The sequence below is a fragment of the Desulfovibrio sp. 1188_IL3213 genome, from assembly GCF_036763145.1.
Classification (GTDB): Bacteria; Desulfobacterota; Desulfovibrionia; order Desulfovibrionales; family Desulfovibrionaceae; genus Desulfovibrio.
In genome coordinates this window covers 1-8,189 of sequence record NZ_JBAIYR010000070.1, presented here as the reverse complement: position 1 = coordinate 8,189, position 8,189 = coordinate 1, and the positions used below count along the sequence as shown (strand labels likewise).

Genomic DNA, 8,189 nt, shown 5'->3' with positions numbered 1-8,189 from the left:
TCTTGGGGGCGAGCTTCTGACTTTCCGCACCTGCGGCTTCAGCGGCTGACGGCGTAGTGCCTGCCGGGGCCGTTTCGGCTTTGGAAGTTTCAGCTTTGGAGGCCTCGGCCTTGGCGGCATTTTCGCTTCCGGCTGCGGCGGGTACGGCCTTCTTTTCCGGCTTGGGCGCTTCCACAACGGTTCCGTCAGCCAGGACCAGCGAAAGGGCGTGGGCGGGGCAGGCTTCCATGCAGGCGGTAATGCGTTTGCCGTTTTCCACGCGCCAGGCGCGGCACATGTCGCAACGCACGGCTACCTCGCGGCGGGCGCGCTGGGCGAGAGTTTCGCCGTCTTCGCCGTCCACCGAAGGCATGCCGATGGTTTCCATCGTGATGGTTCCGTAGGGGCAGGCCGCCATGCACATTTTGCAGGCCACGCAGTACTGGACGCGCATGATGATGCGTCCCTGCTCATCCTGCTGGAGCGCCCCGGTGGGACAGACATTGACGCAGGGCGCATGAGGACACTGGTGGCAGCGCACAGTGGTTTTAAAGCCTTCGGCCTTGACCACCTGCACGCGCGATACAAGCTCATCGCGATGCTTCATGGCTTCTTTGAAACTCATGCCGTGGTGGGCGGCAATACAGGCCACTTCACAGCGGCGACAGGCGCGGCATTTGTCGGGTACGACCTGGATATGTTCAGTCATGGTCCGTTTCCTCGGATGCAACGTGCAGGGCCATCAGGGTAAGTCCGTGGCCCCCGTTGAAGTGGATGTTCTCGCCGCCGCAACTGGGACAGACGAAATGCCGTTGCGTCAGGCTGAATTCATGGCTGCAATCAGTACAGCGGCAGGGCAGGGGCGCTGTGTGCAAAAGCAGTTGCGCTCCTTCGGCCGGGGTTCCTTCCGCAAAAAGCTCAAAACAGGCGGTAAGGGTTTGCGCCTCCACGCAGGCGATAAGGCCAAGCTGGCACTCCACCTTGCATATGCGCTCCACCTGATTTTCAGGATGCGCCTCATTATGATCTTTCAGAGACTTCAGGCAGATGTCCAGAAGCCCCTGAACCAGACTCGCTTCATGCATGTTTTTTCCGCCGCTTCAATTTTTACGGCACTTCGGCGGGCTGTGTTACCGCCTGCGCCGGACCGGCTTTTATCCGGCGGAACGCCCTGGGGCGTTCCGCGAGAAAAATCGTTTTCCGGCTGCTTTCGGCCTCTCCCGGCAGTACCCGGTATGCGCCGCGCGCTGCCTGGAGCCGTCCAACGTTAAAAAGCTGGCGTGCTCTGTGCGGATTTTTAAAAAATCCGTACCGCTCAGGCGTCAAGTGCTCTAGAGCAATTTCACTTTGAAATTGCTCTGGCGGCTGCGTGAGCAGTCGCCCGCCGCAAAGATGCAAGCGCAATTTACTTGCGCGGTTAAGCATCGAAGCGAGCGTGACTTAAACTTTGAGAATGTACATTCTCAAAGTTAATCTGCTCTAGCGTTCCGTGCAGGATACGCAGGGGTCGATACTGTTGGTGATCAGGGCCACGTCGGCCACATTGCAGTCACGCATCATCACGCCCAGAGCCTCCCAGTTCATGTAGGAAGGCACACGCCATTTGAGGCGCGAGGGTATATCAGTGCCGTTGGTACGGATATAGTAGAAAACCTCGCCGCGTGGCGCTTCGGAACGGGCGCAGGCTTCGGCCGTGCGTATCTGGCGCATGGGGGCCGTTACTTCGCCCCCGGGCATGCGCGCGATGCACTGGCGGATAATGCTGAAGGATTCAAGCACTTCGTGCATGCGCACCATGGTGCGGGCATGAATGCAGCAGCCCTGCTCCACAATGGTCTTGAACTCCACATCAGGATAGGCGGCGTAGGGCGAATCCTTGCGCACATCCAGATGCAGGCCGGAGCCGCGCGCCACCGGGCCTACCACGCCAAGGCGGATGGCGTCTTCCCTGGGCAGCACGCCAAGCCCTTTTGTACGGGCCAGCACCATGCTGTTGGAGTCGTAAATGTCGCGGATTTCGTCCACCTGCGGCTCAACCTTGTCCAGCATCTTGCGCATGTAGTCCAGCAGTTCCGCATCCACATTGTATTTTACGCCGCCGATGCAGTTGGCAGCCAGGTTCATGCGGTTGCCATAAACCGTTTCTTTCAGGTCCTGCATCATTTCACGCACTTCCATGACGTGCATGAACAGCGACTTGAAGCCGATGATGTGCGCCTGAATGGCCGTATTGAAAAGGTGCGAGGCTATGCGCTTGATTTCTTCCGCCACCACGCGCAGATAGCGCGCGCGGTCGGGAATGGTGATGCCCAGCACGTTTTCCACCGCCATGCTGTAGGTGAAGGAGTGGCTGTTGGAGCACAGGGAGCACACGCGCTCGGTCAGCGTGACGTTTTTGACCAGGTTGCGCTGGGTAGCCATGGCCTCCATGCCGCGATGCACATGGCCGGAGGTCAGCTCAACGTGGCGCACGGTTTCACCATCCACCGTCAGGTGGAAGTATACCGGTTCCTCAAGGGCCACGTGTACCGGCCCGAGAGGCATGGTGAAGGTGCTGGTCATGACGGGTTCTCCTTATCCTTGAGGATGCGTTCCCACAGGTCGGTGGTGCAGGCGCCGTTCATCATGATGGAAAGCGGCACGGCTTCGTTGAGAATGCCCGCGTCCAGCTCTTCATCAAGGAAGAGGCGGCGGGGATTGGGCTGCCCCGTGACCTGGATGCCGTAAAGTTCCATCATTTCCCGTTCGTGCCAGTCCGCGTTGGCGAACAGCGGCGTGATGGAGGGTACGGTGGGCCACTCGCCGTTGAGGGTAACGGTCATATTGTAAATAACACCGTCCAGTTCAAAGTGGTAACACACTTCCTGCATGGGCTCGCTGAGCTGGCGGCGGTTATAGGCCGTCACCATGGCAAGGCGGGCTTCGGCCTGGCGCAATATCTCCGCGCCACGGGTGAGCATGCGCGGCGTACCCAGGCGAAACCAGTGGTAGGCGTTGCCGAAACTGTCGGTACTGTGGTGGATGGCGTCGGCCTCGGTGCAGAGGAGGGAAAGGTCCTCAATGACTCTGGCGTTGCCGTTGATGGTCTCTTGCATATGTTCTCCGCGGTGCAGACCGCTAATCTTTTGTGGGAGCCGCCGAGGTTACGGCCTTTTCCACCGGGGCTTCACCCGGCTCCGGCAGCAGGCAGGCATTGCGCTTGGCGTCTTCAATCTGACGGCATTTGGGGCAGAGCCTGCGGGTCAGCTCGGGGTCTATCTCTTCGTTCCAGGCATAGAGCTTTTCAGCCAGGGCCTTGGGTATGGGCCGCATAAGCTCGCCGCACTGGGCGCACGGTTCATACTTGATGGTATGCTGCTCAAGTTTTTTATATTTCTCGGTCTGAGTGTGTGCCGAGTGCCAGTCAGTGCTGATGCTCATGGCCCCGGTGGGGCAGTAGTGGCGGCACGAGGCGCAGAGGCAGCACGAGTTTTGCCAGATGGTTATGGTAAAGCCCGAGCTGTCGGGCAACTGGCCGATATGGATGGCCCCCGCGGCGCAGGAGTGGCGGCAGATGCCGCAGCCCATGCACAGGTCGGGGTCAACCACGGCCCTGCCGCGCAGGCGCTCGGGGGTGAAGGTTTCGCCCAGGGGAAAAGGGTCGGTGCTGGGGCCTTCAAGCAGGTTGCGGAATAAAACTTTAAGAAAGCCCGCCATGTTATTCCTCCACGCCCAGTTTTTTCAGCCAGATGGACCGGGCCAGCACCACGCCTTCAAGTATGGCCTGGGGGCGCGGGGGACAGCCGGGTACGTTCACATCCACGGGCAGGTAGCGGTCAATGGGGCCTTCAATGGAATAGCCTTCGCGAAAGACCCCGCCGGATATGGGGCATATGCCCACGGCCACCGTAACCTTGGGTTCGGGAATTTCATCCCACACCCGCAGTACGCGGTCGCGCACCCTTGTGGTAAGGGGGCCGGTAATAAGCACAATATCGGCGTGACGCGGGCTGCCGCAGTAACGGCAACCGAGACGCTCCACGTCATAACGCGGAATACAGGCCGTGGTAGCCAGCTCCACGTCACATCCATTGCAGGAACCGGCGTTGATGCGGAACAGCCACGGCGAACGCACGGAAAGTTTTTTAAGCATATTGTCAAGCGACACGGCGGCCTCCTTACATCACCCAGACCAGTATCAGGCTGCACAGCGCAAGGGCTGTGGGCACAGTCACATAAAAGCGAAACGCCTGGTCAATGCGGAAACGCCCGGTGGCCGACTTGACCAGGGTGAGCGAAACCAGCATGAGCGCGAAACACTTGAACAGGAACCACAAGAGATTGATGGGCCACCATCCAGATATGGTGCCGGGAAAGAAAAGCGCAACCCCCAGCCCCAGAACAACGAAGGTCTTGAGCGCCGACGTGATCTGAAAAAGCGCCAGCAGCGGGCCGCCGTACTCCAGCAGCGGGCCTTCGATGATTTCTGTTTCGGCCTCGGGGATGTCAAAAGGCACGACCCCCATAGTGCCGGGCAGAAAGATCAGATAGGCCAGAAATGCCGGGATCATGGACGGATTGAAGCCGAAAGATCCGGTCTGCTGCTGCAGGGCCACGATTTTGTAAAGCGAGAATTCCGCGCCCCAGGCGCCGCCCGCGAGGGTTTTGCCTGTCAGCATGGCTACTGCCAGCAAAATCATGAGCAGGGGCGTTTCATACGCGAACATAAGGGTCATTTCACGTGAAAAACCTACTGCGCCGAAGGGCGAGCTGGAGGCCGAGCCGCCAAGCATGATGGCCATGGCCGGGATGGGCAGCAGGTAAAAGATCACCAGCAGGTCGCCCATGTTGAACAGGCCGTTATACACACCCGAAATGGGTATGAAGGCGGCACACACGGCCATGCCGGTAAAGCCGAAAACCGGGGCCAGCAAAAATGCCGGGCGGCAGGCGGTGCGCGGGATCATGGTTTCCTTGGTCAGCAGCTTGGCAATGTCCAGCCAGGGCTGCACCAGGGGAGGTCCCACGCGGCGTTGCAGGCGGGCTTCCACCCGGCGGTCCAGTCCCTTGAAGAACATGGCTACCATGAGGGCAAAGGCCCCGCCGGGGAAGACGCACATATGCAGGATGGCAAGCAGGGTATCGCTCATGAGCGGTTCTCCTTGGACGCGCGCTCACTGCCGAGAAGGCGCGTGAGGCCGCCGTAAATGCTGGAAGGCGTCATGCGGCTGGTGGCCGTTTCGGGCGGCAGGCCGCAGGTGTGCACGTCAATTTCGCGCAGGCGGGTAAAGCGCTTCACAAACCAGCAACCGCCCGCGAAAGCCAGGGCCATCATCACGAACATGCCCGTGGCGTTCCAGGCTCCCGCGCCTGAAAGCACGCCGGAAAGGCCCACGTTCAGAGGCATGAAGCCGTATTCAAACAGCACAGAGTTGATGGGGCCGAGCGCAAGTCCGGGGAAGATGCCCGTAAGCAGACAACCCGCGGCCAGAATGCCCATGGGTACACGCATGATGCGCGGCACTTCCCTGATCTGGTCAAGGTCGCGGGCGGGCTGGCCCAGAAAGGCCGCGTGCAGGAACTTGGCGATATAGGCCATGGTCAGCACGCTGCCGATGAGGGAAAGCAGCGCCAGGAAGGGCTGCCCGGCTTCCATGAGGGCATGGTAGATAAGCCATTTGGACGAGAAGCCGCTGGTGGGGGGAACGCCCACCACAGAAAGCCCGGCAATGGCGAACATTGCCAGGGTAAAGGGCATCTTGCGTCCGATGCCGCCAAGGTCGTCCAGCGAATCCTTGTGGCTGGCAAACATGACCGCGCCGCACACAAGGAAGAGCAGGTCTTTGAAGAAGACGTGGTTGATGACGTGCAGCATGCCGCCCGCATAGCCGAGCGCGCCGCCTGCTGCCACGGCAAGCACCATGTAGCCGAGCTGGCTTACCGTCGAGTAGATGAATATGAGCTTGATGCCGTTGCTGCGCAGTGCCTGAAGAGCGGCCATGATGATGGTGATGCCGCCTATCCACATGACAGTCGTGCTGATGATCCCCTGTTCCGCACCGCCCAGAATGCCGGCAAGGGCAAAGCCGCCGCCGAGCAGCATGAACAGCTTGATAAGCCCCAGTATGGCGCTCTTCAGCAGAACCGAAGAGATGTAACCGGACACGGGGGTCGGGGCAAGGGCCGGGTGCATCTGCCAGTCAATGCGGAAGGGCAGTTGGGCGGCCTTCATGACAAAACCGGCGGCCAGCAGGGCCATGCCGAGCCAGGCCGCGCCCGAAGACAGGACGGGAGCCATGCCGTCCAGCAGCAGGGTGCTGAAGGGGGTAAAGGGTCCGATAACGCACAGGCCCACAAAGATGAAGCCCGCGCCGAAGACGTTGAAGATAAAGTACTTGAACGCCTCACGCAGGGACGCCTTGTCGCCTTCGTGGGCAATAGCCAGATACAGCGTCCACGAGCTCATGATTTCCCAGAACAGGAAGAAGCTCAGCAGATACTGGCTGGCCGCCATGCCCACCAGACCGCCGCACATGGCGGTAAAGGCGCAGTAGAAGCGCCACTGTCTGTGGCTGTGCTCCATATAGCCCAGGGCATAGGCCATGTTGACCGCCCCGAGCAGGGGGACAATAAGGGCAAAGCAGAAGGAGAGCGTGTCCAGCCCGCGTCCGAACAGGATCACCAGCAGGGCGGTGGCAAGCAGCACAGCCACGCTGGTCTTGCCTGCCATAACGCGGTTCTTGTGGAAGATGGCGGGCAAAAGCGCGCCGAATATGGGCGCTACCACATAGATGGGCCAGTTCACGTTGACGGCCAGCAGCACCAGCGCGTCGGAAGGATTGGGCACAAAGGCAAGACCTGCCACAGGAACCACAAGCTGCATGGGCAACTGCGGCGCAAGGCCGAGCAGCAGGCACAGGGCGGCCAGCACACCCATGCCAAGACGCATGGTCAGCGGGGCCTCGGTGGCTGCGGGCAGATAGTCGGGGCGTTCCTCAAAGACCAGGGTCTTGAGGATGCGTGTGTAGTACACAAGGCCCACCAGCGAGCCGCCGAGAATAAGGGCGGCCAGCCAGAGCTGCCCGGCTTCGGCGGCGGCCTGTATCATCAGGAATTTACTGTAAAATGCGCCGAAAGGCGGCAGTCCCATAATGCTTACAAGGCCAATGCCCATGCAGGCCACGGTAAAGGGCATCTGGCGGCCGAGGCCGCGCAGGTCGGCAAGCTTGCGGCTGCCGCTGCGCAGGATGAGCGCGCCCGCGCCGAGGAAGAGCAGGTCTTTCATGATGGCGTGGTTGAACATGTGCCACAGCGCGCCGGTTGTGGAAAGCCATGTGCCTATGCCGAGCACCAGCGCGATTTCACCGATCTGCCCCAGGGTGGAGTAGGCCAGCATGCGTTTGATGTCGTCCTGACGCAGGGCCATGACCTCGCCCAGGATGAGGGTGGCCGCACCCGTAAAGACCAGGCCAGTGCCGAGCCAGGAAAGCCCGAACAGGCCCGGCAGTGTGCTGACCATGGGCCGCATGAGCAGCACGGCCACAATGCCGAAGATGCCCATCTTGGTTATGATGCCCGACAAGGGGGCCGAAACCGAAGAAGGCGCGGCCGGGTGGGCGTCGGGCAGCCAGGAGTGCAGGGGCACAAGACCGGCCTTGACGCCGAAGCCCGCGAGGCAGAGCACAAAGGCGGCCTGCACCACGGGGGTGGGTACAAAGCCCTGACCGAGCATAAGCAGGCCGGGCAGCATGAAAAGCGCGCCGCCCGCGCACATGATGTAATATTTGAGACCGGCGTCAAACGCGCTGCGTCGTCCCTCATGCACCACCAGAAAATAGGAGGCGAAGGTCATGAGTTCCCAGTAGCCATACAGGCCCGGAGCGTCGGAGCTTGAAACTATGCCGGCCAGCGAGGCGAAGGTGAGCAGCAGGAAAAACCAGTAGCGTCCCTGATGCCGCCCGTGGATGTAGCCCTGCGAATACACGCAGACCACCAGGGCCACCAGGCTGGTCATGACCAGGAACAGTCTGGCGGTGGGCCCGGTTTCAACGACAAGGGCCAGAACAAGGGCCAGGGCCGCGAAAATCGTGCCGACAAGAGGCGCCTGCCGCAGCCGGGCCAGAAAGGCCCCTCCGGCAACAAAGGCGCCGAGATAGTAGCACCAGTAGGCCGGATGCACGGCCGCATGGGGCGCGAAAAATCCGTACTGGCCGCCGATAAGCCCGGTGAGC

General features: G+C 60.9%; 8 protein-coding genes. All 8 read right to left on the bottom strand.

Annotated elements, in window-relative coordinates; all coding sequences use genetic code 11:
• Positions 1-688 (bottom strand): 4Fe-4S dicluster domain-containing protein (locus V6C16_RS05195; protein ID WP_333542843.1); only part of this gene is annotated, 688 nt, incomplete at its 3' end.
• Complete coding sequence (locus tag V6C16_RS05190) at positions 681-1,064, bottom strand: hydrogenase maturation nickel metallochaperone HypA (RefSeq protein WP_333536355.1); 384 nt, start codon at positions 1,062-1,064, stop codon at positions 681-683. The genes V6C16_RS05195 and V6C16_RS05190, both read right to left, overlap by 8 nt.
• 394 nt (positions 1,065-1,458) lie before the next feature.
• Positions 1,459-2,541 (bottom strand): hydrogenase large subunit, encoded by a 1,083-nt coding sequence (locus V6C16_RS05185; protein ID WP_333536354.1) that lies wholly within the window; start codon positions 2,539-2,541, stop codon positions 1,459-1,461.
• Entirely contained in the window at positions 2,538-3,074 is a 537-nt protein-coding gene (locus V6C16_RS05180) for an NADH-quinone oxidoreductase subunit C (protein WP_333536353.1), read from the bottom strand. The genes V6C16_RS05185 and V6C16_RS05180 overlap by 4 nt, the downstream gene beginning before the upstream one ends.
• Positions 3,075-3,096: 22 nt before the next feature.
• The gene (locus tag V6C16_RS05175) at positions 3,097-3,675 is read right to left on the bottom strand and encodes a 4Fe-4S binding protein (RefSeq protein WP_333536352.1); all 579 of its coding nucleotides are present in this window, start codon (positions 3,673-3,675) and stop codon (positions 3,097-3,099) included.
• 1 nt (position 3,676) lies between these two features.
• On the bottom strand, positions 3,677-4,111 hold the full coding sequence (locus V6C16_RS05170) for an NADH-quinone oxidoreductase subunit B family protein (RefSeq protein WP_041724975.1): 435 nt from the start codon (positions 4,109-4,111) through the stop codon (positions 3,677-3,679).
• Positions 4,112-4,136: 25 nt separating this feature from the next.
• Entirely contained in the window at positions 4,137-5,108 is a 972-nt protein-coding gene (locus tag V6C16_RS05165; RefSeq protein WP_333536351.1) for a respiratory chain complex I subunit 1 family protein, read from the bottom strand.
• The coding region (locus V6C16_RS05160; protein ID WP_333542842.1) for a complex I subunit 5 family protein at positions 5,105-8,189 on the bottom strand (3,085 nt) is incomplete at its 5' end. The genes V6C16_RS05160 and V6C16_RS05165, both read right to left, overlap by 4 nt.

Excerpts from the sequence above, each read along its gene's own strand:
- V6C16_RS05190 (WP_333536355.1), bottom strand. The coding sequence starts at position 1,064 with ATGCATGAAGCGAGTCTGGTTCAGGGGCTTCTGGACATCTGCCTGAAG.
- V6C16_RS05185 (WP_333536354.1), bottom strand. The coding sequence starts at position 2,541 with ATGACCAGCACCTTCACCATGCCTCTCGGGCCGGTACACGTGGCCCTT.
- V6C16_RS05180 (WP_333536353.1), bottom strand. The coding sequence starts at position 3,074 with ATGCAAGAGACCATCAACGGCAACGCCAGAGTCATTGAGGACCTTTCC.
- V6C16_RS05175 (WP_333536352.1), bottom strand. The coding sequence starts at position 3,675 with ATGGCGGGCTTTCTTAAAGTTTTATTCCGCAACCTGCTTGAAGGCCCC.
- V6C16_RS05170 (WP_041724975.1), bottom strand. The coding sequence starts at position 4,111 with ATGCTTAAAAAACTTTCCGTGCGTTCGCCGTGGCTGTTCCGCATCAAC.
- V6C16_RS05165 (WP_333536351.1), bottom strand. The coding sequence starts at position 5,108 with ATGAGCGATACCCTGCTTGCCATCCTGCATATGTGCGTCTTCCCCGGC.